Raw genomic sequence first — 26,245 nt, forward strand, 5'->3', positions numbered from 1 at the left:
GGCCGGCAATTGTGAACCCTGCGTGCTCCACCGGTCCGAAGCTTTTGCCGCCCTGCCGCAGTCATCGTTGACGCTGCTGGCATTGTCACATTGCCGACGAGACACAGCCTGGCCTTCCTCCGCTTGAATGCCTCCGACGATAAAGCTCGTGCGATCGCTTGCGGAATGCGCAGACGCACCAACTGCCGGTGCCACCTGTGATCGCAACTATTCTATCGAGCGAGACCGTGAGCGAAGCTGTTAAAGCCTCGCTCCGGCCATGTTGGTGCCGTCCAGTGGCTTACACAATCGACTGACCGGTGGCGGCCCAGTCCTTTGTGAACTGCTCAAGCCCCTTGTCTGTCAGCACATGGTTGGCAAGACCCTTGATGACATTCGCAGGGATCGTCGCGACATCTGCGCCCGCCAAGGCGGCGTCCTTGACGTGGTTGGCAGATCGGATCGACGCAGCAAGGATCTGGGTCTCAAAATTATAGTTGTCGTAAATCTGACGGATGTCGCGGATCAGCTCCATGCCGTCAGTGTTGATGTCATCAAGGCGACCAACGAACGGGGAGATGTAGGTAGCTCCGGCCTTGGCGGCGAGAAGCGCCTGGTTTGCCGAGAAGCAGAGGGTTACGTTGGTACGAATGCCCTTCTGGGAGAAGTGCCTGCACGCCTTTAGACCATCAAGGGTCAGCGGAAGCTTGATCACGACGTTTGTGGCGATTTTGGCAAGCAGCTCGCCTTCGTTGACCATGCCCTCAAAATGCGTCGAAGCAACCTCCGCAGAAACAGGTCCGTCGACGATCGAGCAAATTTCCGCAATGACTTCCTTGAAGTCCCGGCCAGACTTGGCGATCAGGGATGGATTGGTCGTCACCCCATCCAGGAGACCGTAGTCGTTCAGTTCCTTGATCTCGGCAACAACGGCGGTGTCTACGAAAAACTGCATTAGATATTCTCCTTGCTGGCCATAACGGCCTTTGCCCTCGCCACGATGGCATCTTTGGTAATTCCGAACTCGGCGTAGAGCCGTTCCGCGGGAGCGGAGGCTCCAAATCCAGACATGCCGATGACGTCATCTTCGGAGGCGACGTAGCGCGTCCATCCGAACTTCCCTGCCGCCTCGACGCCCAGGCGCGGCGCGCTACCGAGAACCTCGGCCTGGTATGCTCGCGGCATCTGGTCGAAGAGTTGCCAGGATGGCATCGACACGACAGCGACCGAATAGCCTTGGCGATGCAGCTCCTCGGAAGCCTCAACCGCAAGCGCGACCTCAGTGCCGGTAGCGATGATTGTGACGTCGCGACCTTTCCCAAAGTGCCGAATGACGTAAGCGCCCTTTGCGCTGAGGTTTTCGTTGGAAGAGTCCAGTCTGAGCTGCGGCACGTCCTGGCGCGAGAGAGCGAGCAACGTAGGGACGTGGCGAATGCGGATCGCAATCTCCCAGGCCTCCAGCGTTTCCACCGTATCGGCCGGGCGCATAACATTGAGGCCGGGGATAGCTCGCAAGGATGCCAGGTGTTCGACCGGCTGGTGAGTTGGACCATCTTCGCCAAGACCGATGGAATCGTGGGTCATGACGTAGATGACGCCGAGCTTCATCAGCGCAGAGAGACGGATGGCATTGCGGGCGTAATCGGAGAACATCAAAAATGTGCCGCCGTACGGAATAAGTCCGCCATGAACGCAAAGGCCGTTCATTGCCGCCGCCATCGCGAACTCGCGGACACCGTAGCCAATGTACCGACCAGCCGCCTCGCGAGTGTATTGTGTATCAACTGCCTTCACGCGGGTGAGGTTCGAACCGGTCAAGTCGGCCGAGCCGCCGATCATTTCAGGGACGCTTCCGGCTAGCGCCTCCAAGGCCATCTGGCTGGCCTTGCGGGTGGCAGCCTTCTTGGGTTCGGCGAAGAGATCGGCTCGCGCCTTTTCGATCGCGCTGTCAAAACCCTGCGGCAGCTTTCCTTCCACTCTCCGGGTGAACTCCGATTTGAGGTCGTGCGGTTTTGAGTGAAGCAGTTCTTCCCATGCCTGGCGCTCTTCGCGTCCGCGTTGGCCGACAGCTCTCCACTGGTTAGCGAGGTTCTCCGGAATTTCGAACGGAGCCTCGCGCCAACCAATCACTTCCTTCGTCGTCGCAGCTTCGGCGCTTCCAAGTGGGGAACCGTGGACAGCGTAAGTTCCTGCCTTGTTGGGTGATCCGAACCCGATCACAGTCTTTGCCGCAATCAGAGACGGCTTGCTCGTCTCCGCCTTTGCCTTCTGCAGCGCGGCATCAAGAGCGTGTGAGTCATGACCGTCACAGGACTGTACATGCCAACCACATGCCGCGAACCGAGCAGGAATATCTTCGGAGAAGCTAACCGAGGTAGGTCCATCAATCGTTATCTGATTATCGTCGTAGATGACAATCAGCTTGCCGAGACCAAGGTGCCCGGCGAGCGAGATCGCCTCCTGACCAATCCCCTCTTGAAGGCAGCCGTCGCCTACGAAGACATAGGTGCGGTGGTTGACCAGATCGTCGCCAAACTCGGCCGCCAAGCGCTTTTCGGCAAGCGCCATGCCGACGGCCGTCGCGATCCCCTGCCCCAGTGGCCCGGTTGTCGTTTCGACGCCCTTGGCATGACCATATTCTGGATGCCCCGCCGTGATTGATCCCCATTGACGGAAGTTGCGAATTTCCTCGATGGTCATGTCCTCATAGCCGGTGAGATGTAGCAGGCCGTAGAGCAACATCGATGCGTGGCCATTAGACAGGACGAAACGGTCTCTGTTCGGCCAATCCGGAGCGCTGGCGTCAAATCGCAGATGTTTCCTGAACAGTACCGTTGCGGCATCGGCCATTCCCATGGGAGCACCCGGGTGACCTGACTTTGCCGCTTCGACAGCATCGATAGCCAAAGCGCGTATGCAGTTGGCCAGCGCGAAATTCTCGGGATCGATTTTCGCCTTCTCGGCGACCAATGAGACAGACATAGATTCTCCGTTTGCTAACCAGACGGCTGCATCGATTTGCGGCTAGTAAGGATTTTTGCCCGGATTGAACGGGCATCCGGTTGAATCGTTAAGCGTTCAGCGCTTCCGCAATTGCGGAGAAATCAGAGGCTTTGAGCGAAGCCCCGCCGACGAGTGCGCCATCAACGTACTCAATCGCAAAGATTGACTCGGCATTTGATGGCTTTACCGAGCCGCCGTACAGCACCGAAACGGAACCACCATCGTCCCCAAACCGCTTCTTAAGGGCGGCATGGATCGCAAGATGGACTTCAGCAATCTGGGCTACAGTAGGCACGCGTCCCGTACCAATCGCCCACACGGGCTCATAGGCAACGACAGTGTTGGCCGATGTTGCCGTCTCTGGAGCGGAACCGGCCAGCTGCCGCTCGATGACGGCAAGCGTTTGGTTCGCATCCCTTTCGCCTTGAGTTTCGCCAACGCAAATGATCGCCACCAAGCCGCTCTGGATTGCCGTCGCGGCTTTTGCGGATACCAGTGCGTCGGTCTCTCCGTGTTCGGTCCTGCGTTCCGAGTGCCCCAGGATCACGAATTTCGCACCAGCATCCAGAAGCATATCTGCTGAGACGTCTCCGGTAAAAGCTCCGGATTTTTGTGCGTGGCAATCTTGCGCGCCAATCAGGAGCTTCGATCCTTTGGATGCGGCGCATGCTCGCTCTATGAGCGTGAATGGGGGGATGACGACCAGGTCGCAATCGAGTCGGTCCGCCGTGGTCGTCATCGCCATGACCTCTTCTAGGGAGGAAGAGAGGCCATTCATTTTCCAGTTTCCTGCGACTAGCTTCCTGCGCATAACGATCACCAGCAGCAGAACCCGCCGTCGACGAGAAGGTCGACACCGGTCACGAAACTTGCAGCATCCGACAGGAGGAAGACGGCCGGGCCGACCATTTCATCGACCGTCGCCATGCGCTGCATCGGCGTCTGCTCCTCGAACAGCTTGGTCTGGTGCACCATCTCGGGTCGAGTGTTCATCGGGGTGGCCGTATAGCCAGGACTGATCGTATTGACACGGATGCCGCGCCCTACCCATTCCATCGCCATCGACTTCGTCATGTGGATCACGCCGGCCTTTGAGGCGTTATAATGGCACTGGCTGAGGCCGCGGTTGACGATCACGCCGGACATCGAGGCGATGTTGACGATCGAGCCGCGACCGTTCTTCAGCATGGCGCGCGCCTCCGCCTGGCAGGAGAGGAAAACGCCTTTCAGGTTGATGTCCATCATCGTCTGGAATTGGCTTTCCTCCATCTCCTCCGCCGGGTTCGCATTGGCGATGCCGGCCGCATTGACGGCGAGGGTCAGCGGGCCAAGTTCCGCCTCGGTGCGGACGACTGCTTCGTTGAGCGCCGCGCTGCTGGTCACGTCCGCGGCGATCTGGATGCTGCGGCGCCCTACCTTCGCGATAAAATCTGCGGTGGTTGCGAGGCCATCGTCGGTCCGGCGGTCGAGCAGCGTGACATTTGCGCCGCATTGCGCCAGCCCCATGGCGATGCGCTGGCCAATGCCGCTGCCCGCACCGGTCACCAAGGCAACATTTCCGGAAAGATCGAACAATTTCGGCGCGTTGAGAGTGATTTCAGACATAAACATTCTTCCCTGTTCAGATCGTCGCCAGTTCCATGACCGAGACGTCGTTTGCGTCCTCGCGGCTCAGGATACCCGACTGCTTACCCTTGGCCATGACCATGATGCGGCTGGATACACCGAGTACCTCCTCGAGGTCCGAACTGACCACGATCACGGCTACACCCTGCCGGGCGAGGTCCATTATGAGATCATAGATCGATGAGCGGGCACCCACATCGATGCCGCGTGTCGGTTCGTCCAGCACCACGACCTGCGGCTTGCGCGCCAGCCACTTGGCGAGCACGACCTTCTGCTGGTTACCGCCGGAAAGCTCGCTCGCATTCTGGCCGCCGCGGCCCTTGACGCCGAATTTCCTGATATAGTCCTCGGCGAACTGTTGGATACGGCGCGAGGAGAGCCAGCCGCTAGAGGCGATCTCGCCGAGATTGGCGTAGCCGATATTCTCCGCAATCGAATGATCGAGCACGACTCCCTGAAGCTTGCGGTCCTCCGGCACGAGAACGATGCCATTGCGGATCGCGTCGATGGGGGAGCGAGGCGTAATGGCCTTGCCGCGCAGGAGCACTTCCCCGCCGGAAATAGGGTCGGCGCCGGTGATGGCGCGCACCAGTTCGGTGCGACCGGCGCCCATGAGGCCGGCGATGCCGAAGACTTCGCCCTTGCGTACGAAAAAGTTGATGTCGCGGAAAGCGTTGGAGGGTGAGGAAAGGCTCCGGACCTCCAGCGTCACCTCATCCGTGGGCGTCGGAAGCGCCGGGAACATGCGCTCCAGGGAGCGGCCGACCATCGCCTCGACAATAGTGCGGATCGGCACGTCGCCGCTGTCGAACTCCTGCACCTTGGCGCCGTCACGCATGACGACGATGCGGTCGGCGATCTGGCGGATTTCCTCGAGGCGGTGTGAAATGTAGATGATGCCGACCCCTTCCGCCCTCAGCCGTTCGATCTGCTGGAAGAGAAGCTGAGTCTCCTCGCCACCCAGCGCGGCGGTCGGTTCGTCGAGGATGAGGAGGCGCGCATTGAGCGTCAGCGCCTTGGCGATTTCGATGAGCTGCTGCTTGCCGGTCGAAAGCCCTTCGACAAGGCGGTCGGGCGAGATGTCGAGGCCGAGCCGGTGAAGGCCGCTGCGTGCCCGATCTTCCATCGCCTTGCGATCGATCCGGCCCGCCTTCATCGGGTAGCGGCCGACGAACACGTTCTCCGCAATGGAGAGCTTCGGAAGCAGCTTCAGCTCCTGATGGATCATGCCTACCCCCTCGTCCATCGCGGCGCGGGGATCGGCGGGAGTGTAACTTTTGCCGAGCCAGGTCATTTCTCCGGCCGAGGGCTGGACGGTGCCGGAAATGATGTTCGACAGGGTCGATTTTCCGGCACCGTTTTCACCGAGCAGCGCCACGACTTCTCCCGGATAGATGTCGAGATCAACACCGTGGAGAACCTTGATCGGGCCGTAGGACTTCTGAATTCCACGGAGCGACAGGATGGGAGAGCGGGTCGTCATGGCGCTGCTGCCTTTCGGGTCTGAATCCGGGTTACGGGTGGCTCTTCACGAATTCCGGCGCGTTCTCGCAGGTTGTCAGAACGGCGTTCGGCGTCTGACGTTCCTCGACCTTCTGGCCGGCGGCGACGGCAAGCGCGGATTCGACGGCGAGGACGCCCATCTTCTGCGTGCTCTGGGTCGCGGTGGCGATGAACGGACCCTTGCACTTGGCAAGGTATTCGAGGGCCGAGACGTCGCCGTCATAGCCGCCGATGATCACCTTGTCCGAGAGATTGGCGACATCGACCGCCTTCGCAGCGCCCATGGCGAGGCCGTCGGCCTGGCCGAAGATAATGGTGATGTCCGGATTGGCCTGCAACATGTTCTGCGCGATCGAGAAGCCCTCGTCCGCCGACCACATGTTGCTCCACTGCTGGTCGACCAGCTCGACGCCCTTGCTCTCGTCGATGGCGCGCTTGCATCCAGTGAAACGGTCGACTTCCGGCGTCGTGCCCTTCTGTCCGTGGATGATCGCCATCTTGCCCGCGCCACCGGCCTTCTCGATGATGTGCTTGCAGACGGCGTAAGCGGATTCGACGCTCTCGCCAGCGATGAAGGTATCACCCGGCGCGCCTTCCGGAACGCGGTCGACGTTGATCACCGGAATGCCAGCTTCGCGGGCAAGGCGGGTCGGCACAGCAGCGGCGGCGGCCCCGGCCGGGATATAGATGAACGCATCGATGTCCTGGGTCATCAGGTCCTGCACCTGACTGACCTGGGTGTTCGTGTCGTTCTTCGCGTCGACGACGACCACGTCAATGCCCTTCTCCTTGGCGTGTTTTTCGACGCCGAGCTTGATCTGGTTGAAGAAGTCAGCCTGGAGGTTCGGAACGGCAAGGCCGATCTTTTTTACCTCCGCAGCGGCCGCGGGAGACGCAAGCACCGCAGCCGCGGTTGCTGTCATCAGGAGTTTGGACAACTTCATAGTTTTCTCCTCCGAGTTGTTTGGTGGCTTCCTGTCCTGGCAGAAGGGGACCACCCACCCTTTTTGTCGGCCCGCACCATTGCTGACCGTTTTCGATGCCCAGCCGCGTCCGCGCAGGCGGGGCGAATAATCGTTACTTGCGTTTGCGGTAAGTCTCGGCGGTCACGGCGAGCACGATGACGCCGCCGATAATGACCTGCTGCATAAACGGGGAGACGCTGAGCAGGTTGAGGCCATTGCGCAGCACGCCGATGATCAGCACGCCGATGATGGTACCGCCGATGCCGCCAGTGCCGCCGGAGAGAGAGGTGCCACCGATGACAACCGCCGCGATGGCGTCGAGTTCATAGGACACGCCCGAGGACGGCTGCACAGAGTCGAGGCGCGCCGCGAGCACCATGCCAGAAAGACCGGCGAGCAAGCTCGACACGACATAGACGAGCACGGTTGCACGGTTCACGTTGATGCCTGCGAGTCGAGCAACTTCAGCGTTGCCGCCGATCGCATAGAGCGAGCGCCCGCCATGACGGTAGCGGAGATAGAGCAATCCGACGATAAAGACCACCAGCATCACGGCTACGGTTAGCGTCAGGACGCCGCCAAAACGAACGATCGCCATTGTATTAAACCAGGCGGGAAAGCCGATGAGCTGCTGTCCGTCGGTGATCATGTTTGCAAGGCCGCGCGCAATCGACATCATGGCGAGCGTCGCGATAAAGGCCGGCACGTTGAAGCGCGTTATGAGCAGCCCCGCGACAAGGCCATTGAGCGAGGCAACCAGCAGCGCGAGTGGGATGGCCAACCACATCGGCACGCCCGCCATTATGTTCAGATAACCGAGCACCATCATCGCCAGCGCCATGACGGAGCCGACCGCAAGATCGATCCCGCCGATCAGGATGACCAATGTCATGCCTACGGCCATAACGCCAAGCACCGTGATCTGATCGAGCACATTGAGAAAGTTCCGGACCGATAGGAATTTGTCACTTGCGAAGGTCAGGAAGAGGCACAGGACGATGAGACCAATTAAGGGCCCGGTTGCACCCCGCAGCGAGGGCAGCACTCTTCGGCCGACCACATCGTGTGTTTTCGCTAGCGCCACCATAAATCCTCCTTCTCCAGCTATCTGCAGGCTCCCCACCGAAGCTAGCATAAATATTCACTAGTGTCTGCAAATTCATACATTAGCATTGATCGACGTGTCAACGAATATTCTTGCGCCCAGGGAAATTGGTTACAGAATGGGTTTGGCGCTTGACAACGCCGCTCAATCTGCAAACATATTGCGTAGTGTATAAATATTCCGTATGAGAGGTAACATGCAGCCGAACGATCTCGACCGCATCGCTCGACAGATACGCCTTCGCGATCTGCAAGCGGTTTTCGAAGCCGGCGCCGGCCACATCGGCGGGGAGATGTCCGCAATAGACATTCTGACGGCGCTCTATTTTCGCGTGCTGCGCATCTGGCCCGAACAGCCGAAGCATCCGGAGCGCGACCGTTTCGTACTGTCGAAAGGCCATGTGGCGCTAGCGCTCTATGTGACGCTCGCCAAGCGTGGCTTCATAGCGGAAGAAGAAATCAGCACATTCCTGAAGCCACATTCCCGCCTGAACGGGCATCCGAACTGCAACAAGGTTCCGGGCGTCGAGACCAACACAGGCCCGCTTGGGCACGGCCTGCCGGTTGCAGTCGGCATGGCGAAGGCCGCCAAGCTGACCGGCGCGAATTACCGCACCTATGTCATGACCGGTGACGGCGAGATGCAGGAGGGATCGAACTGGGAGGCGATCGCATCGGCCGCGCAGTTCGGCCTCGACAACCTGACCCTGATCATCGACCACAACCGCTTCCAGCAGGGCGCGGCGCTGAAGGACACCAACAACCTTGCTCCCTTTCCCGCCAAGCTCGAAGCCTTCGGCTGGGACGTCACCGAGATCAACGGCAACGCCATGGACGAGATCGTGCCCGCGCTGGAGCGCCGCGGCGAACGCCCGCACTGCATCGTCGCCCATACCAACAAGGGCCACGGCATTTCCTTCATGCAGGACAAGGTCGACTGGCACCACAAGGTGCCGAATGCAGAACAATACAAAATAGCCGTGGCTGAGCTTTCGGAGGCCCTGTAATGAAGGATGTGATCCCCTCTCCCAAGCTGCACGATTGCCGAGACGCCTTCGTTGCCGTGCTGGAGCGCCTGGGCGCAGATAACCCCAAGGTCGTGGCGGTCTGCAACGACTCCGTCGGCTCGTCCAAGCTCGGCGGCTTCAAGTCCAAATGGCCGGAACGGCTGGTTAATGTCGGCATCGCCGAACAGAACATGGTGGGCGTGGGCGCGGGCCTTGCAAATGGCGGGCTGCTACCCTTCGTCTGCGGCGCCGCCTGCTTCCTGACCGGCCGGTCGCTGGAACAGATAAAGGCCGACATCGCCTATTCGAACGCGAACGTGAAGCTGGTCGGAATATCTTCCGGCATGGCCTATGGCGAACTTGGTCCGACGCACCATTCCATCGAGGATTTCGCCTGGACCCGCGTGCTGCCGAATCTGCCCGTGATTGCGCCCTGTGATTCGATCGAAACGGCCGCGGCCGTGGAATGGGCGGCTCATTACGAGGGTCCGGTCTTCCTGCGCCTGTCGCGCGTCGGCGTCCCGGATCTCCTTCCGCCGGGTCACAAGTTCGAGGTGGGCAAGGCCAACCTGCTGCGCGACGGCGACGACATCACCCTTGTCGCCAACGGCACGCTGACCCATCGCATGCTCAAGGCGGCCGATATCTTGGCTGAACAGGGATTCGAGGCTCGCGTCCTCAACATGGCGACGGTCCGGCCGATTGATGTCGAGGCCGTGGTGGCTGCCGCCCGCGAAACCGGCGCCATCCTGACAGCCGAAGAACATTCCACCTTTGGCGGCCTTGGTTCGGCAATTGCAGAATTCGTGGTGGCCGAAGCCCCAGTGCCGATGAAGATCCTCGGCGTTCCGGGCATCTTTGCCCCTACCGGTTCGGCCGAATTCCTGCTCGACGAATTCGGCATGTCGCCTGCCGCCATCGCCGAGGCGGCCGTAGCATTGATTGCACGCAAGTCTTCCCGCGCATGATTGTGCGGGTTTAGATTTCGTGCCGGGCGCGGCCAACCCTCCCTGTCGCCGCGCCCCAATTTCTACCTGCCGGAGCCACCATGACAACCGCCATTCTCGCCATCGACCAGGGCACCACGAATTCCAAGGCCGTGCTCGTTTCCACCAGCGGGGAAATCCTGTCACGCGGCTCTTCTCCTGTTGGCATCGAACATCCCCAGCCTGGCTGGGTCGAACAGAGTCCGCTGCGTATTTGGGAATCGGTGCAGGAAGCGATCGCCGCCTGCCTGCAGGCCGCCCCTGTTGTGGATGTCCTCGGCATTGCAATATCCAATCAGCGCGAGTCCGTTACGGTGTGGGATGCCAGCACGGGAGAACCGCTCGGCCCGGTGGTGAGCTGGCAGTGCCGCCGCAGCGCGCCGACCTGCGCCGAACTGATCGCGGCGGGTCATGGCGCGCGCGTCCAGGCGCTTACGGGACTTCCCATCGATCCGATGTTCCCAGGCCCGAAGATGAAGTGGTTGCTCGACCGCATGCCCGCCGGTCACAGGGTCCGGCTCGGAACGATCGACGCTTGGCTGATCCATTGCTTCACGGACGGCGCGGTCCACGCATGCGATGCCGCCAACGCCGCCCGCAGCCAGCTCTACGACCTCAACGGACAGGTCTGGAGTGACGAACTGTGCGGCCTTTTCGGTGTGCCGAAATCCGCCCTGCCGGAGGTACGCGACAGCGCCGCGAGTTTCGGAACGACGAAGAATGTGCCAGGCCTCCGCGACGGTATTCCAATCGCCTCGGCCATCGGCGACAGCCATGCCGCCCTCTTCGGCCACGGTGCCTTCAATCCCGGCGACGGCAAGGTGACCTTTGGCACCGGCTCGTCGATCATGACGACCCTGCCCCGCTTCATTGCCCCAGAGCGGGGTATTACCACGACGATCGCCTGGTCGATCGCCGGAAAACCAACCTATGCGTTCGAGGGCAACATCCTCGTCTCGGCCGCCGCCCTGCCCTGGATGGCCGAGATGCTGGGCCTTCCGGATATACAAGCCCTCACCGATCTCGCCGCAACCGCTGAGCCCGGCGGGCCGGGCTTCGTGCCGGCTTTCGTCGGCCTCGGTGCGCCCTACTGGCATGCTGATGCACGAGCACTGTTTTCAGGCATCACCTTCAACACGACCCGCGCCCAAATGGCCCGAGCCGTAACCGATTCCATGGCCTTTCAAGTCCATGACGTCTTCAAGGCGATGTCCGATCAATCGCCGACGCCACTCGGTTGTCTCTACGTCGATGGCGGGCCAAGCCAGAACACTTTCCTCATGCAATGCGTGGCCGACACGCTGAACCACGTCATCATCCAATGCGACGCGCCCGAGGCCTCCGCCCTTGGTGCGGCGTACCTCGCTGGCCTTTCGCTGGGTGTCTGGTCCGATCTTGCCGCGATCGCGGCCCTGCCCCGCGCCGGCAATCCCATCGTGCCGCGTGCCTGCGATGCTTCAGATCGCCTACTGGTTTGGCAGGACGCGATCTACCGCTCGACCGCTCCGGGTTCTTCAACTATGAGTGAATAAAAATTCACTCCCGGAGGCCCCCATGGGACGGCTCAACGAGCTGCGACTAATAGCCCGCGTTGCCCAGATGTACCATATCGAAGGCAAGCTCCAGGCGGAGATCGCCGAGGTTATGCATATGTCACAGGCCACCGTTTCGCGCATGCTGAAGCGGGCCGAGCAGGAAGACATCGTGCGCACGACAGTCATCCCGCCGGCGGGGACATTTACCGAGCTCGAATCCGCGCTGCGCGAACGCTATGCGCTAACGGAGGCCATTGTCATCGACTGTTCCGAGGACCGCGACGGGGCGATCATGGCCCGCATCGGCGAGGCCGCAGCCCACTTCCTCGAAGTCACCCTGCAGCAGGACGAGATTGTCGGCGTCTCGAGCTGGAGCCAGACCATTCTGCGCATGGTGGACAACATCCATCCGCTCAAGAACGCCAAGGCCAAGTACATCGTCCAGATCCTCGGTGGCATGGGCGACGCCTCGGTGCAGACCCATGCCACGCAGCTCATGGCGCGACTGGGACGGCTTACTGGCGGCGAGCCGCGGCTCCTCCTCGTCCAGGGTATCACCTCCTCGCGCGAGGCAAAGCTCGTCATGCTGGCCGACCCTGTCGTGCGTGAGACGATGGACCTCTTCGGCCGTCTCAGCCTTGCCATCGTCGGCATCGGCGCGGTCGAGCCGTCCGAACTCCTCGCCCGCTCCGGCAACGTCTTCTCCCGTCAGGAAATGGCGATGCTGCACGAGGCGGGCGCGGTTGGCGAGATCTCCTACCGGTTCTATGACAAGGACGGAAAACCGGTCGAAACGCCCCTCAACGAGCGCGTCATCGGCATTTCGCTGGAGGACCTGCGCAAGACTGACCGGGTTATCGCACTGGCGGGCGGGGAATCGAAAACCCAGGCCATCGCCGGTGCCCTGAAACTCGGCATCATCGATGTGCTTGTCACCGACAAGTTCACCGCAGCACGCCTCACGGCCTGATCCATTCGGATCAGTCCTCGGCCTGCTGCGCTTTATGGAGGAAAGACCATGAGACGTTTCGCAGGCCAGACGGTATTCGTCACCGGGGGCAACAAGGGCATCGGGCGTGGTATCGCCAAGCGATTCGCCGACGAGGGCGCAAAGGTGGCCATCGCGGCGATCGAAAAGGACACGCCTGCGGCCGCCGAAGCGATTGCCAAGGAGACCGGCGCCGAGGTGATCGGCCTTGTGCTGGACGTTACCGATGCAAAGGCCGTGCAGGAGGCATATGGCGAGGCTGAGACGAAGCTCGGCGCCATTTCCGTTTCCGTACAGAATGCCGGGGTCATCACCATCGCCAAGGTCGAGAACCTCACAGAGCGCGAATGGGACCTCAACCTCGATGTTAACACCAAGGGAGTCTTTCTCTGCTGCCAGGAGGCAATCCGCCGCTTCCGCGTCAGCGGCACCAAGGGCCGTCTCATCAATACCGCCTCCGGCCAGGCTCGCCAGGGCTTCATCTACACCCCGCACTACGCCGCCTCGAAATTCGGCGTGGTCGGCCTGACGCAGAGCCTTGCAAAGGAACTCGCCCGCGAAGGCATTACCGTGAACGCCATTTGCCCCGGCATCATCCACACCGAGATGTGGGACTATAACGACCGTGTCTGGGGAAAAATGCTTGGCGAGTACGGTCCCGGCGAACTGATGGCTGAATGGGTCGAAGGCATCCCTCTGGGCCGAGCCGGTACGCCCGCCGAAGTCGGCGCGCTCGTCGCCTTTCTCGCCTCGGAAGATGCTGCCTACATTACCGGCCAGACCATCAATGTCGATGGCGGCTTGATCATGTCTTGATGCGCGATTCACACTGGCCACACGCGGCTCCAGCTTGTGCCCGAGCAAGCGCGCGTCGATCATTACCGGCGAACAGAACGTCGATTTGATTTCGGATCTGATCGGCAAGATGGATGAGCAAGGGCTGGATCGCGTTGAGGCCGCTTCAGAGGCGCAAGCGAAGTGGATGGTTCATGTCGCCGAAGTGGCGGCAGGCACGCTCTATCGCGAGGCCAATGCCTGGTATACGGGTCGAAACGTTCCAGGCAAGAAGGTAGTGTTCATGCCTTATGCAGGCGGCGTGGGAACCTACGAACGAATCTGCGAAAGTGTGGCGGCCGACGGCTATCGGGGTTTCCTGATTGATCCAGCGCAGACGCGCGCTTCAGCGCCCAGGACAACTGCCCAAAGCGCCGCATACTGAAACCTGCCAAGAAGTCAGGGGCAATGCCACCGCCCTGACTTCCGTCACGGATTTCCGAAGCGTGGCAGTCTCGCGTCGAACTGATAGCGATTGCGATAACCTTTGCTGGGGCGCGACCGACTTCAGAGAAGAAGAAGAAGAACTCGATCCCGACAAAGAGACCACATCAACCGGTCTGCGGAACAGGTGATACCAGACCATCACCGGTGTTCTACAATTGCATTCCCAGGCACGGAAAGTCCAAGCCGCGCCAACCCGGAAAGAGCTCCGATTTAACCGCCAAGCGAGACCAATTTCGCCGCGGCGAGGTTCGCCGCCTGCAGCGCCTCTTCGATCACCGCGCCTTTGGCAAGCTCCGCGGCGAGAACGCCGGTGAACTCGTCTCCGGCCCCGTGGGTGCTCACGAGCTCGACCTTGATCGGTTCAATCGAGAACTCCTCGCCTTGGTTCGTGGCACAGGCGACCCCATCTCCGCCAGCCGTCACCACTGCCACCGGAAACTTCTCGGCCAACAGCTTCGCGGCATTCAACGCTCCCCGCAGCGTGTCAACCACCGCAACATCGGCAAATTGCTCCGCTTCGATGGCGTTGACGACGATGATGTCGACCAACTTCGCCAGCTCCGCCGAGAGAGGACGGGCCGGCGCGGCATTGAGGATGACCCTGCCCCCGGCGGACTTCATGGCGCGGGCGGCCGAAACGTTGGCGTGTTCCAGAACTTCGTTCTGCAGCACAAGCACTCCGTTGCCGGTGAAGAGTTCCGCGGCCCCGCTCACGTCTGATTGTCCGAGGGTCAGGTTGCTGCCTGAGACGATAACCGCGCCGTAATCGCCCTCGCTGTCGAAGATCGCGACGCTCATGCCGCTTCCGACTCCGTCCACGATTTTCACGAACCGGTGGTCAACGCTGTTTCGACACAGGTTCTCTGCCAGGGCACGGCCGAATTCATCGTCGGCGACCGCGCCGATCATAGAGGTCCGGATGCCTGTCTTGGCCGCCGACACAGCCTGGTTGCCCCCCTTGCCACCGCACTTCGGATGCCACCGGTCCCCGGTGACTGTCTCACCTTTTCGAGGGCGCGCGGGGCCATGCACCATGATGTCGTAATGCAGGCTTCCGAAGACGACGACGGAGGGGGATGCGGTGGTCATGCGAGCTTGTCCCTGCGTTTCGAAGCGACGGCGGCCATTGTCTTTTCGAGATTCCTCTCAGCGGCCTGGTAGTTTCGCTGGGCCACCGCCACAAAGAGCGCATCGAGTATGTTGAGCTGCGCGATCCGCGCCGCCGCGTTCTCGCCCATCAGCGGCGAGCCCTGTGCCGTGGAACACAGAACGATGTCCGCGATCTGGGCGAGCGGCGAGCCGCCGTAGTTGGTAACGGCGATGGTTCGGGCCCCGGATTTCCGCGCAAGCTGGATCGCGTCTATGACAGCCGTGGTTCTGCCGGAGTGAGAAAACCCGATCGCCACGTCATCCGAGCTAAGCAGCGAGGCTGACATCAACATCATGTGTGAGTCGTCCTGGACGTTGGCACGGACACCGATCCGCAGGAACTTGTGCGCAACGTCCCGCGCGATCTGGGCGGAACCGCCGACACCGTAAAAATCACGCTGTCGCGCCTTCGCCACGAGATCGGCGGCATGGTCGAACGCCTCGACATCCAGGATCGCCAGGGTTTCCTCCAGCGCGTGGATGGACGTGCGGAAAACCTTCTGGATGATTTCCTTCGTGCTGTCCTCGGGCGAGAGTTCTTGATGCATTTCGGCGGTCGGCAGTCTGTTGTAGCTCGAGACTGCAGAGCGGAAATCCCGATACCCGTTGAAGCCCAGCTTCTTCGTGATCTTGACGACCATGGCTTCGGATACACCGGCTTCCGCAGCGAGGTCCTTAAGGGCCGTTTCCTCGGAAAAATCGCGCAGCCCGAACACCGTTTCCACGACACGCGCCTCCAAAGGGGTGAGCTGCGGCATCATCATCCGGATGCGCGGGCCCACCGCCTTGAGATCATTTGCAGAATTCATCCTCTTCCCCTTGTGACGCGATCGATCATCATCGCGACGAGGATAATAAGACCGGTGGCGAGAAGTTGATAGAATGCCTGGACGTTCATCAACGTCAGTCCGTTGCGCATGGCTCCCAAGATGATCGCACCGAGGATCGTGCCGATAACGCTGCCCTTGCCGCCCATCAGGGAGGCGCCGCCGATCGCAGCCGCGGCGATCGCGTCGAGTTCCCAGAGATTCCCGAGGATCGGTTCGGCGGCGCCAAGCCGGCCGATGAGAATCATCGAGGCGAGCGCGGCCAGAACGCCCGAAATCACGTAAGCCGTAATCTTGGTGACGGCGATGGGGACACCAGCGATGTACGCAGCCTCCTCGTTGCCGCCCACCGCCAGAAGGTATTCGCCAAGCGGCGTCTTCTTGAGCAGGACCCAGGCGAGCACGGCGACAATGGCGACCATGATGACCGAGTTCGGAATGCCCATTAGAGTGCCGTTGAACAACGCGCGGAAGGCGGGCGGGACGCCGAGCACGGGATTGCCGCCCGTGTAGATGAGCGCGATCGCACGGTAGGTGCTGAGTGTTCCGAGTGTCACGATGAACGGCTGCAATCCGGCGTAGGCCACCAGGACGCCGTTGACGAGTCCGCACAGGGTGCCGATCCCCATGCCTGCGAGGATCGCAAGCGGAACCGGCACGCCGGCCACGAGGAGCTTGGCAGTAATCACGGCAGCGATGGCCGCCGTAGGGCCGACCGAAAGATCGATGCCGCCGGAGATGATGACCAGGGTCATGCCGAGCGCGAGGCACGCGTTGATGCTGGATTGCTGCAGGATGTTCAGCAGGTTCCGATGTGAAAAGAAATCGGGGGCCAACAGGCCAAAGATAACCATGATGGCGATCAGCCCTATCAATGTGCCAGCGTCCCGCACCGAGAACGATCCAAAAATCTTAGACGAAGGCACCGAGGTATTCTGGATTGCGTCAGACATGGAGGAGTTCCTGTTGGTCATGCCGCGCCAATGCGGCTGTCGGCCTTGCCGACCGCATAGGAGACGATCGCTTCCTCGGAGAGCTGATCGCGGCCCAGCTCTGCGACGATCCTACCGTCGCGCATGACGAGCACGCGGTCCGACACTCTCATCACTTCCGGAAGCTCGGAGGAGACGACGATTACCGAGTGGCCTTCGGCCGCCAGCTCTTCGATAAGGTGGTAGATTTCCGCTTTTGCGCCCACGTCGATGCCACGCGTCGGCTCATCGAACAGCAGGATGCGGGAGCGCGCCGCGAGCCACCGGGCGATGATCGCCTTCTGCTGGTTGCCTCCGCTGAAGAGCTTGATCGGTCGATCAAGCTGGAACGGCCGAAGGTTCACGCGCTTCATCAGGTCTTCCGCCGTCCGCTTCAGCTTGCGGTGTTTTATGATGCCGGTGCTCGAGAACCTGGCCATCGATGGCAACGCCATGTTGCTCGTGACCGACCGCCCGGGGATGATCCCCTCGCGCTTGCGCTCTTCCGGAAGCAGGCCGATGCCGGCGGCGATGGCGGCGCGGGGGTTCGAAAGTGTTAACGCCGTTCCGTCGATCGTCACCGTGCCGGACGTCACCCGGTCGGCGCCCGAAAGCGCCCGCAGAAGTTCGGTCCGGCCGGAGCCCACGAGGCCGGCTACGCCAAGGACCTCTCCCTTGTGAAGGTCGAAAGAGACGTCACGAATGCGATGGGACGAGAGATCGCGGACTTCGACGCTCACCGTCGCCGTGGCATGCGAACGATGTGACTCCGCCAACAGCTCGCGGCCAACCATCATCACGATGACATCGTCTGGGGCCGTTTTCCTGAGGTCGACCCCGGTGCTGACGACCTTCCCGTCGCGCATGACGGTTGCACGCTGGCAGACGCGAAAGACCTCGTCCATCTTGTGGGAGACGTAGATGATCGAAATCCCGCTCGTGGCGAGCCGCTCGATGATTTCCGCCAAGCGGTCGAATTCGCTCGGAGTGAGACTCGAGGTCGGCTCGTCCATGGCGATGATGCTGGCTTTGTCGAGAAGCGCACGTGCGATTTCGACGACCTGGCGCTGCGCGACCTTCAACGAGGAAATCGGCGCGGAAGGATCAATCGACGGATCGATCATCGCCAAGGCTTCAGCCGCGCGACGCTCCTGTTCGCGGCGGTCAACGATGATGCCGCCGAGCCAGGTAAGGGAATGACCGAGGAACATGTTCTGGGCGACGGTGAGGTGCGGAACCTGCTGGAGTTCCTGGTGGATCATTGCGATGCCGGCCTGGCGGGCACTTTCCGGCTTCCTGAAGTGGCAGGCCGTGCCATCGACTTTCACCTCGCCCTCTGTGGGACGGAAAACGCCCGAGAGGATTCGAAGAAGCGTTGACTTGCCGGCGCCGTTCTCGCCAAGCAGGGCATGGATTTCTCCCGGTGCAACGTCGAACGACACGTCCGACAGCGCTTTGACGCCGGGGAAGACCTTGGAAATGTTCTCGAATGCAAGTCTCGGAATAGCCATGGAAACGAACCTTTGAATTCGGACGGTCGGCAGCGCCGACCGTCCGGCTTAGGAGGCGTTTACTGCCCGGCGGCCTTCATGAGCACGGCGCGCACGTCTTCGCCCTGGAAGTCCGTGATGTTGTCCTTCGTGATCAGCGCCTGGGGTGTGGCGACGACGCGCGGCAGCTTCTGGCCGGAAACAAGCCGCAGCGCGACTTCCATCGCAACTTCACCCGTCAGCACCGGGAAGCTGTCGACAGTACCTGTGAGTTCGCCTGCTTCGATCGACTTGTAGGCGTCGGAAATACCGTCGGTGCCAAAGACGACGACCTTGTCCTGAAGGCCGACGGCCTTCACCGCCTCAACGACGCCAAGCGCCATGCCGTCATTGTTGCAGTAAAAGCCGACGAGATCGGGATGCTGCTGCAGGATATTGGTCGCCGCGTCGTAGGACATCTGCCGATCCCAGTTGCCGGGCACGCTGGCGACCACGCTGAACTTGCCGCCTTCCTCGATCGTGCTCTTGAAGCCATCGGTGCGCTGCACAGCGGCGTAGACGCCTGCCTGACCTTCGATGATTGCGACCTTGCCGCCGTTGGGTCGGTTCTCGATGAACCACTTGGCGACGCGGACGCCGTTGTCACGCTGGACGTTGCCGACATAATGTTCGGCCTGCGGGATCACTGCATCATTGACGTTGACAACCGGCACGTTGGCGGCCTTCGCCTGTTCCATGACGGGCTGGAGGTTCGCGTCGGTTTGCGGCGAAACGAGGAGCACGTTGTAGCCCTGGGTGACCATGCCTTCAGCGATGGTGAGCTGGCCGAGCTGGTCGCCTTCGCTCTGGGCTGCCTGGTAGGCGACGCTGACGCCGACCTTGTCCGCAAACTTCTTGTAACCCTCGCCGAGCGAGCGCCAGTATTCGTTGGTCAGCGTCTTCGAGACGCCCCCGACCTTGAGGCCTTCCGGCAGCTTGGGAAGCGCGCCGAGCTTGGCCTCGAGCTCGGACCAGTCCATGCGATCAGGCTCCGAGTCCGAGTTGAGCGGTTTCAGGTCCTGCGCCGTCGCGATGCCAGCACAAAGGGTGGCGGCGAGAGCCGCAGCTAGAATTCTTTTCATGTCTTCCTCCCGGTGGGTTGATGTGGTCAGTAATCCGCGCCGAACATCAGTTCCTGCACAATGGCCTGCGTGGAAACGGAGTCCTGTCGGTCAATCGCGCTTGCCAGGCGATTGTCCTGCTCGAGGCGGTCGACGACCTTCAACATCCTTTGGACAGTCCTGATGTTGACCTCGCATTCATGGACCGGATCGAGACCGGTCAGATCGGGAAAAGTGTCGAAGTAGATCGCCCCCTCATAGCCGTCGCGGCGTATCTGGCGAAGCAGTTCGACCGTCTGGAGCGTATGCACCGCGCCGACCATAAGACCGTCGTCGCGCTTGGCGTAGCCGTCGTTGAGATGGACCCCGAGAACCCGGCTGTGACGGGCGATAAGTGCCGCGGCGAAGGCAGGCTGCTCGTCGGCATAGAGGACATGGGCGAAGTCGAGCGTGACTCCGAGGTTCCTCGCACCGACTTCCTTGATGGCCAGAAGCGTCGTCGCGGCATCCGGCATGAGACTGTAGGAGCGCGGCTCGTTCGGCTTGTACTCGATGGAGATCAGGCAATCCGTATCGTGCTCACAGACTTCACGGATTCCGTCAATTTCGTGTTGCCACATCTTGGCATAGTCTGCCTGAAACGCGTAATCGAAGCCGTCCTGGCCGAGCCAGATCGTCATCAGGTTCGAACCCGCTTCACGCGCGGCATCGATCCCTTTCTTGGTGAGATCGATCGCGTCGCGGCGGACGTCTTCAGCTGGATGGGTGAACGCACCCAACTTGAACGCAGGGTTCGTATAGTACCGCATGGCGAAGCCATTGATCGAAAGACCAAGATCGCCCAGCTTCCGCGAGAGTTCCGCCGGGTCTTCGCTCACATGGTCGGGATAGTTTAGGTCGAGGTCAGTCAGACCCTCCACGCTTGCGGCCCGTTCTGCCATCTGCATGACGGAAGGCTTTCCGGACTGCCCCGGCCACGCAATGTGCGCGCCGGATGCGAACGAGTTGAGGCGTGTTGCGAAACGTGTCGGGTTCAAGGCATTCGTCCAATTTGTGAAGTTATGCACTACTTCACATCTTTTCGAACATTTGTAAAGCGGAAATAGCGATACGATGCACAGAATTCGTTCCGCGTAGCGAGAGCTTTTGTCGTCGCGTTGATGCGCGCCAGCCGATGGCTTTGTTGTCGATCATGCCGCGCAGCCACCGTAGACGGGCCGCCTTGCGGTAGGCGTCGCGGTTCTGCTCCGAGAATAATCAGGTGACAAACTCCGGGCGCTCGTCCTCGGGGCCGAAAAGGCTTCGACCGAACAGGTATCTTCGGGCGATTGCTGCGACCGGTCACGGCAATCCACAAGACCGGTCAAGAGCGGCTGTTCATCCGCTCGAACAGGGCCTCACCCATCCGGCGCGTGTGGGCGAAGATACCAACGAGGATCTCGTCCTTATGCTGCGCCAACGCTTTAGGCGAACTCTTCCGGAGAGACAATCATGTGGCTCGCCTTCCTTCGCTGCGCGTACCGCCGCCCAGGCTCGTATCGACAACCGGTGGGGCGATCTCCACCACCCTGATGCCTGTCGATTTCAAGTGGTGACGCAGGCTGAGCGTGAAGGAGTGGATCGCGACCTGGTGGCGCAATAGACCGGCACTTCCGCCATCGGCGAGAAGGCGAGGCCTGAGTTTATGCTGATGATGAACGCCTGCCCCTGCTGCCTCAGGGTGGCCGGCAGCTCGGCGGTCAGATGGATCGGCGCCGTGAAGTTGATCGCCACTTGATCGAGAATGTCGATCACCGGATGACGACATCGAGGGTCGGATGGTCCGCCTTCAGCCACTCGACCATCGGCCGGCGGCTCTCCCTATCGGCAAACGTCGCAAATGCGAGTGACGAGTCCAGGCACTTCCTCTTGTGCCTTCCGAAGAGCGCGGTTTCGCTTCTGCCGCATATGATGACTTGATTGCCTAGTTGAGCAAGGAGCCGTGCGAGCGAAAACCCAATGCCGGTCGCGCCGCCAATGACGAGAATTGTGTTTCCTGTGAGCTTCATAGGACCGAACGAGGAGATGCTCGCGAAGAAAGCCGTTGTTCCAAAGCCCAGGCTGGGCGGAGTAACGGCTAAGGAATACACCAATCAGCAGACTCGTCATGGCCGAGGACAACCTGTTTAGGCTCCACATCTAGCGGCACCTGTGCAGCCGCTAGTCCCGCAGCATCGGGTTCCCTGCTTCGACACTGACGGTGGCGGTCTTCCGCGTTCGCCGACGCCCGATTACCTTTGCGCTGGACCGGCATGCTTTTTGCTGAACATCATAGCAAGTGGCTCTCGGCGAGCATCGATGTCGGCTACGTCCGGCGGTTTTCGCGCCGCGGGCCAACAAGCGCATATGGCGAAGAGCGGTCACGGCCACCATCGACTCCATTTTGGTCTGTAGCAGGGCAGAAGAGTTTGATAGGTTCGGCTCTGTTGCCGCAGCCAGGATTTAAGGCGGGGCAACGCGACCGGCTACCTGGGTGTTAGCGCCTTCAGCCAGGTCGCTACAGCGACTGCCCCGCCGTCCGGGTGTCCGACCGCGCGCTCGCCGAGATAGCTCGCACGACCGAGGCGAGGCCGCATCGTTTTCGTCGCGTTTGCTCCGGCGATCGCCGCATCGATCGCCGCGCGCCACGCTTCTTCGGGCGACTTGCCGCTAGCCAAACCAGCCTTCAGTGCATCCGCTGCTGGCCTTAGGGCGTCCACCATGGTCCTATCTCCGGGCTGGGCGCCGCCAAGCTCTGAAATCGCGTCGACTGCGAGCGAAAACGCGTCGGACCAATCCTTGGCCGACGGCAAGGCAAGGTCGGCAAGGCGGCGGGATGCCCGAAGCAGGCCCGCGGCATAGAAAGGCCCGGAGCTCCCTGCAATCGACCGACGAAGCGCATTGCCGATCGACGCCAGCCCGGTTGATGGATCGACGAAATCGGCGGCCGAAAGCGCGAGGATGGCTTCGCCGCCTCTCTTCATGCTCGCCCCCAGATCGCCGTCACCTGCAATGCTGTCCAGCTTGGTGAGCTCGTCCTCGGCGGAGATCGCAGCATTCGCCGCACGCGCCGCCAATTCGCGCACTTGCAATCCTTCCGCCGTCGGCGACGTGGCGTGCGCACTTTCAGTGACCACAGGCTTCAAAGGCTCGGCCATCGCTCGGTGTGCGTTCACTCTTCCCTTACCCGGCCAGGAGGATGCCTCCGTGGGCGCGTCAAGTAGATCAAGCAGCATGTCATCGAGGTACATTACCGACAGGGAAAATCCCGGCATGTCCAGTGCAGACAGGAACGTGCCTGCCCAGGCCCGTTCAGCGGCAACGCCGTGCGCCTGAAGCCCCGATATCGCGGCTCGGGCGACGATGGACAACTCCATGGGCGGGGTCGATCCGAGGCCGTTCACGAGAAGCGCGACGCGATCCCCCCGGATGAAAGGACGATCAGCATCCATCGTCTCAAGTATCAGTGAACAAAGATGATCGGCCGAAACGATCGGCATTCGGCGGATGCCCTGTTCGCCGTGAATGCCGAGCCCCACTTCAATCTCATCTTCGCCAAGCTCGAAACCGGGTTTGCCGACGGCAGGAAGCGTGCAGGCGCCGAGAGAGACGCCCATGGAAGCGATGTTGTCGGCAGCGTAACGCGCCAATCGGGCGACCTCCGCCAGTGGAAGGCCCTTTTCAGCGGCAGCCCCCGCCACTTTATGGACCAGAACAGTCCCAGCGATGCCGCGACGACGTTCTTTCGGGACGCTGTTCCTCAAAGCAACGTCGTCAGACACGACCACGATATCGACAGGAATCCCCTCGGCACGCGCGAGTTCGGCGGCCAACCCGAAATTCAGGCGGTCCCCAGTATAGTTCTTCACGATCAGCAGGGCCCCGGCCGGCCCGCTGGCTGCTCTAATGGCCGAAAGGACCGCGTCCGTGCTCGGAGACGTGAAAACATCGCCGGCGACCGCGGCGGTAAGCATGCCGCGACCGACGTAGCCCGCATGCGCCGGCTCGTGTCCGCTCCCCCCACCCGATAGGATCGCAACCTTCCTCGCATTCGCCTCGGCGAGATCGGATTGAACGACGACGTTCTCGTCTGGCAGAATGGCTATATGCGAGTTGAGGGCGACAGCTCCTTCGAGCATTTCCCGAACGACGCTGGTGGGATCGTTGATCAGCTTCTTCATTCTTCTCTCCACTCCTCTCATTCCGCGTGGGCGAGCACCGACCGCTCGCTCTTGGGATCGAAGGCATGGACCGTGTTTGGCCGGTGGACCAGCGTGATGTCGCGTCCGACTTCGACATCCGGACCGCGTTCGAACTGCGCCGAGACGAGTGATGAGCCAACCGCGATCTGGATCATGACCTGGGAGCCAAGCGGCTCAGTCAGTTCGATCCGCCCCTGGATAGTTCCCTCGCGGCCGGCGACACTTTCTGAGGCGGGCGAAAGATGCTCGGGCCGGATTCCCGCGAGGATCGGGCCGCTTCTCGAGCCAAGTGCGCCTTTGACCGCGCCGTCCGGTCGCAGGCCGAAGCCTGGTCCGGTCAGCAGGCCTGACCTATCGATCACGGCGTCGAGGAAGTTCATAGGAGGACTTCCGATGAACCCGGCGACAAAGCGGTTAATTGGTGTGTCATAGATGTTTTGCGGCGTGTCTATCTGCTGGGCGACGCCGCCGCGCATGACAACGATACGATGTCCCATGGTGAGGGCCTCGAGCTGGTCGTGAGTGACGTAAAAAGTAGTGATCTTGAGCCGCCGGCAGAGCTTCACGATCTCAGCACGCATCTCGATGCGCAGCTTCGCGTCGAGGTTCGAAAGTGGCTCGTCCATGAGGAAGACCCTCGGCTCCCGGACGATCGCCCGCCCGAGGGCGACACGCTGGCGCTGCCCCCCGGACAGCGCGGCGGGTTTGCGATCGAGAAGGGCGTCGATGTCGAGCGCCTTCGCCGTACGACGAACCTGTTCATCGATCTTGTCCTTCGACCATTTCCGCACCTTGAGGCAGAAGGCCATGTTCTCGTAGACGGTCAGATGCGGGTAGAGCGCGTAATTCTGGAAGACCATCGCCACATCGCGTTCAGATGGTGTCTGGTCGGTGACGTCTTCGCCGTCGATGCGGATCGCTCCCTGTGTGGACCCCTCCAGACCGGCGATCATTCGCATCGTCGTCGTTTTCCCGCATCCCGAGGGGCCAACCAGGACCACGAACTCGCCGTCCTCGGTCACGAGGTTGAGGTCCTTGACGGCGGAAAAAGCGCCGAACGATTTGTTCAGGTCCTGAATTTCGATTACGGACACGTGTCGTCTCCCATTGGATAATGCTTCGGACGCTCCCGACCGTCCTAAGCGCGGCTCGGGAAATCCTTCGGTTCGAAATGTGCGTGGTAGTGGTCGTCGTAGAAGGCCGTCCAATCTGGGTCCGGCTCGACCGTTTCAAGCCGTATGCTGCCGGCAATATCGACCCTTCTGCCCGTGCCTTCAGCCGCCAGCAGAGCCGCCCCGACGACGGCCGGCTCCTGCTCGCTCAGCACCCGTATCGGCATCCCGTATATGCTCGCTCTGAGCTCGAGCAGGCTTCGCGACCGGCTCCACCCGCCGGTCGCGTAGATCGGGCCATCCTTCACCCCGGCTGCTCTCATGTGGTCTAACATCTGTCTTGCGGTCAGGCTGGCTGATTCCAGAACCGACCGTAGGCTGCGGCGCGGTTCTGGAGTGGACAGCAACGGTTGGGGGGCGCCTGGTTTTCCAGGCATCCTCGGCAAGTCGAGAAACGCCCTTATGTCCACGCCGTCCGCTTGCAACGCCTGGACCGCCGCGGAAAATTCGAACACTCCGAGACACGCGACTCCGACTTGCGCATGGAGCGGCACCATGAACGCAATGAACGGGTCGAAATGGTCGAGCGGGAACGATAGCGTCTCCCCGTAGACAACATTCGCAGTGCCGATGGAATCGACCCGAGCGGCCGGGTCGACCCTCTGGATCACGGAGGCTGCGACCGGATGGTCGTGGCCACCGGCAACAACCAGCGTCTCCTTTGAAGCTGCGCCGCTGTCGAGAAGAGGTCCGGACACTACCGGGCCGACGATCTCCCCCGCCCGCAACACGGGCGGCAATTCCGGAGCGCCACAGAAGTCGAGAAGTGCACGAAGCCATTCCCGCTTGCCGACGTCATAGCATCCAGTGCGAGAAGCCAGCGTTTCACTGATGAATGGGCGACCCGTCCAGACCGAGGAAGGGTAGTCGGTCAAGGCGAGCCAGCAGCGAGCCCGCGACATCATCTCGGGTTCGTTCTGCCGTAGCCAGAGCCACTTCGCGCCCGTCCTTGTGTGGTCCATGCTTACTCCAGCACGTGGCGTCGCCGCCGGGCTTGAACGAATGCCCTCCGCCTGCCGGATCGCGCGGCGGTCGAACCATGGAATGGCGAGGCCCAGCGGCAGCAGGCGGTCGTCCACGCAGAGGCCGTCTTCGCCGATTCCGGTCGCGGATATGGCTGCGAGAGGAATGTTCCTGCCAACCGCCGACCACCCTTCGATGATCAGCTTCTCAATCGAATCGACCAGGACAGCGGGATCGGTCGCGCCGGCGGCCGATCCCCCTTGCGTCGGAATGGCGCGTGTCCACACCGGGCGACCTGTCAAATCGGCTATCGAAGCCTTGAGGTTCGTCGTCCCTATGTCGATGCCGCAGACCAGCATTTGCGCCTCCCAACGAT

24 protein-coding genes are annotated in these 26,245 nt (G+C 61.4%); 6 read left to right on the forward strand and 18 right to left on the reverse strand.

Annotated features, from left to right (window positions below; genetic code table 11):
• Positions 1–280: 280 nt before the first annotated feature.
• The 7 genes from fsa to USDA257_RS09075 form a co-directional block, all read right to left on the reverse strand.
• On the reverse strand, positions 281–934 hold the full coding sequence (gene fsa / locus USDA257_RS09045; protein ID WP_014762618.1) for a fructose-6-phosphate aldolase: 654 nt from the start codon (positions 932–934) through the stop codon (positions 281–283).
• Positions 934–2,961 carry a transketolase gene (gene tkt, locus USDA257_RS09050; RefSeq protein ID WP_014762619.1) on the reverse strand — a complete coding sequence of 676 codons (2,028 nt, stop codon included), beginning with the start codon at positions 2,959–2,961 and terminating at the stop codon, positions 934–936. The genes fsa and tkt overlap by 1 nt, the downstream gene beginning before the upstream one ends.
• A gap of 88 nt (positions 2,962–3,049) precedes the next feature.
• Positions 3,050–3,760, reverse strand: a complete 711-nt coding sequence (gene tpiA, locus USDA257_RS09055) for a triose-phosphate isomerase (protein ID WP_014762620.1) — start codon at positions 3,758–3,760, stop codon at positions 3,050–3,052.
• Positions 3,761–3,798: 38 nt separating this feature from the next.
• Positions 3,799–4,587 carry an SDR family oxidoreductase gene (locus USDA257_RS09060; RefSeq protein ID WP_014762621.1) on the reverse strand — a complete coding sequence of 263 codons (789 nt, stop codon included), beginning with the start codon at positions 4,585–4,587 and terminating at the stop codon, positions 3,799–3,801.
• 16 nt (positions 4,588–4,603) lie between these two features.
• The gene (locus USDA257_RS09065) at positions 4,604–6,091 is read right to left on the reverse strand and encodes a sugar ABC transporter ATP-binding protein (RefSeq protein ID WP_014762622.1); all 1,488 of its coding nucleotides are present in this window, start codon (positions 6,089–6,091) and stop codon (positions 4,604–4,606) included.
• Positions 6,092–6,122: 31 nt separating this feature from the next.
• The gene (locus USDA257_RS09070) at positions 6,123–7,055 is read right to left on the reverse strand and encodes a substrate-binding domain-containing protein (RefSeq protein ID WP_014762623.1); all 933 of its coding nucleotides are present in this window, start codon (positions 7,053–7,055) and stop codon (positions 6,123–6,125) included.
• 133 nt (positions 7,056–7,188) lie between these two features.
• A complete protein-coding gene (locus USDA257_RS09075; protein ID WP_014762624.1) occupies positions 7,189–8,163 on the reverse strand; it encodes an ABC transporter permease in 975 nt (324 codons plus the stop codon).
• A 214-nt stretch (positions 8,164–8,377) separates the two neighbouring features.
• On the opposite strand from USDA257_RS09075, the gene USDA257_RS09080 reads away from it, so the two are divergent.
• The 6 genes from USDA257_RS09080 (at position 8,378) to USDA257_RS09105 (ending at position 13,915) form a co-directional block, all read left to right on the forward strand.
• The gene (locus USDA257_RS09080) at positions 8,378–9,187 is read left to right on the forward strand and encodes a transketolase (protein ID WP_041414036.1); all 810 of its coding nucleotides are present in this window, start codon (positions 8,378–8,380) and stop codon (positions 9,185–9,187) included.
• Complete coding sequence (locus USDA257_RS09085; protein ID WP_014762626.1) at positions 9,187–10,155, forward strand: transketolase family protein; 969 nt, start codon at positions 9,187–9,189, stop codon at positions 10,153–10,155. The genes USDA257_RS09080 and USDA257_RS09085 overlap by 1 nt, the downstream gene beginning before the upstream one ends.
• Before the next feature lie 80 nt (positions 10,156–10,235).
• The gene (locus USDA257_RS09090) at positions 10,236–11,705 is read left to right on the forward strand and encodes an FGGY family carbohydrate kinase (protein ID WP_014762627.1); all 1,470 of its coding nucleotides are present in this window, start codon (positions 10,236–10,238) and stop codon (positions 11,703–11,705) included.
• A gap of 22 nt (positions 11,706–11,727) precedes the next feature.
• Complete coding sequence (locus tag USDA257_RS09095) at positions 11,728–12,678, forward strand: sugar-binding transcriptional regulator (RefSeq protein WP_014762628.1); 951 nt, start codon at positions 11,728–11,730, stop codon at positions 12,676–12,678.
• A 48-nt stretch (positions 12,679–12,726) separates the two neighbouring features.
• A complete protein-coding gene (locus tag USDA257_RS09100; protein ID WP_014762629.1) occupies positions 12,727–13,512 on the forward strand; it encodes an SDR family oxidoreductase in 786 nt (261 codons plus the stop codon).
• A gap of 34 nt (positions 13,513–13,546) precedes the next feature.
• A complete protein-coding gene (locus USDA257_RS09105; protein ID WP_014762630.1) occupies positions 13,547–13,915 on the forward strand; it encodes a hypothetical protein in 369 nt (122 codons plus the stop codon).
• Between the two features lie 272 nt (positions 13,916–14,187).
• Here the strand turns inward: USDA257_RS09105 and USDA257_RS09110 are convergent, their stop codons facing one another.
• From USDA257_RS09110 to USDA257_RS09155, 11 genes are all read right to left on the reverse strand, one after another.
• Positions 14,188–15,066 (reverse strand): ribokinase, encoded by an 879-nt coding sequence (locus tag USDA257_RS09110; RefSeq protein WP_014762631.1) that lies wholly within the window; start codon positions 15,064–15,066, stop codon positions 14,188–14,190.
• On the reverse strand, positions 15,063–15,935 hold the full coding sequence (locus tag USDA257_RS09115; RefSeq protein ID WP_014762632.1) for a MurR/RpiR family transcriptional regulator: 873 nt from the start codon (positions 15,933–15,935) through the stop codon (positions 15,063–15,065). The genes USDA257_RS09110 and USDA257_RS09115 overlap by 4 nt, the downstream gene beginning before the upstream one ends.
• Positions 15,932–16,906: an ABC transporter permease gene (locus USDA257_RS09120; RefSeq protein ID WP_014762633.1), complete on the reverse strand. Its 975-nt coding sequence runs from the start codon at positions 16,904–16,906 to the stop codon at positions 15,932–15,934. The genes USDA257_RS09115 and USDA257_RS09120 overlap by 4 nt, the downstream gene beginning before the upstream one ends.
• Before the next feature lie 17 nt (positions 16,907–16,923).
• Positions 16,924–18,435: a sugar ABC transporter ATP-binding protein gene (locus USDA257_RS09125; protein WP_014762634.1), complete on the reverse strand. Its 1,512-nt coding sequence runs from the start codon at positions 18,433–18,435 to the stop codon at positions 16,924–16,926.
• Between the two features lie 59 nt (positions 18,436–18,494).
• Entirely contained in the window at positions 18,495–19,535 is a 1,041-nt protein-coding gene (locus USDA257_RS09130) for a sugar ABC transporter substrate-binding protein (RefSeq protein WP_014762635.1), read from the reverse strand.
• A gap of 26 nt (positions 19,536–19,561) precedes the next feature.
• Complete coding sequence (locus tag USDA257_RS09135; protein ID WP_041415070.1) at positions 19,562–20,551, reverse strand: sugar phosphate isomerase/epimerase family protein; 990 nt, start codon at positions 20,549–20,551, stop codon at positions 19,562–19,564.
• A 547-nt stretch (positions 20,552–21,098) separates the two neighbouring features.
• Positions 21,099–21,308, reverse strand: coding sequence for an SDR family NAD(P)-dependent oxidoreductase (locus tag USDA257_RS38385; protein ID WP_269845042.1), 210 nt, complete (start codon positions 21,306–21,308; stop codon positions 21,099–21,101).
• Positions 21,305–21,562 (reverse strand): SDR family NAD(P)-dependent oxidoreductase, encoded by a 258-nt coding sequence (locus tag USDA257_RS38720; protein ID WP_370057294.1) that lies wholly within the window; start codon positions 21,560–21,562, stop codon positions 21,305–21,307. Before USDA257_RS38720 ends, USDA257_RS38385 begins: the two co-directional genes overlap by 4 nt.
• A 456-nt stretch (positions 21,563–22,018) precedes the next feature.
• Positions 22,019–23,713 (reverse strand): dihydroxyacetone kinase family protein, encoded by a 1,695-nt coding sequence (locus USDA257_RS09145; RefSeq protein WP_014762639.1) that lies wholly within the window; start codon positions 23,711–23,713, stop codon positions 22,019–22,021.
• Positions 23,714–23,730: 17 nt separating this feature from the next.
• Positions 23,731–24,828 carry an ABC transporter ATP-binding protein gene (locus USDA257_RS09150; RefSeq protein WP_014762640.1) on the reverse strand — a complete coding sequence of 366 codons (1,098 nt, stop codon included), beginning with the start codon at positions 24,826–24,828 and terminating at the stop codon, positions 23,731–23,733.
• Between the two features lie 44 nt (positions 24,829–24,872).
• Entirely contained in the window at positions 24,873–26,228 is a 1,356-nt protein-coding gene (locus tag USDA257_RS09155; RefSeq protein ID WP_014762641.1) for an FGGY-family carbohydrate kinase, read from the reverse strand.
• Positions 26,229–26,245 lie beyond the last annotated feature (17 nt).

Origin of the sequence: Sinorhizobium fredii USDA 257 (assembly GCF_000265205.3) — a bacterium.
Lineage (GTDB): Bacteria > Pseudomonadota > Alphaproteobacteria > Rhizobiales > Rhizobiaceae > Sinorhizobium > Sinorhizobium fredii_B.